Source organism: Streptococcus infantis, from assembly GCF_001579645.1.
GTDB classification, from domain to species: Bacteria; Bacillota; Bacilli; order Lactobacillales; family Streptococcaceae; genus Streptococcus; species Streptococcus infantis_E.
In genome coordinates, this window is sequence record NZ_LQZF01000212.1 from 1 (window position 1) to 252 (window position 252).

3 tRNA genes are annotated in these 252 nt (G+C 54.8%); all 3 read right to left on the reverse strand.

The window, feature by feature from the left end:
- Nucleotides 1-73, reverse strand: a tRNA-Phe gene (locus SINDD18_RS10175).
- A gap of 3 nt (nt 74-76) precedes the next feature.
- Nucleotides 77-150: transfer RNA gene (locus SINDD18_RS10180), tRNA-Met, on the reverse strand.
- 10 nt (nt 151-160) lie between these two features.
- Nucleotides 161-250 (reverse strand) — tRNA-Ser (locus SINDD18_RS10185).
- Between the last annotated feature and the right edge of the window lie 2 nt (nt 251-252).

The following is a 252-nucleotide window of genomic DNA, read 5'->3' on the forward strand; positions in this document are numbered from 1 at the left end:
TGGCGCGAGACGGAATCGAACCGCCGACACATGGAGCTTCAATCCATTGCTCTACCAACTGAGCTACCGAGCCTTATTGCGGGAGCAGGATTTGAACCTACGACCTTCGGGTTATGAGCCCGACGAGCTACCGAGCTGCTCCATCCCGCGTTAATGATAAAGGAGGATGTGGGATTCGAACCCACGCACGCTTTTACACGCCTGACGGTTTTCAAGACCGTTCCCTTCAGCCGGACTTGGGTAATCCTCCAA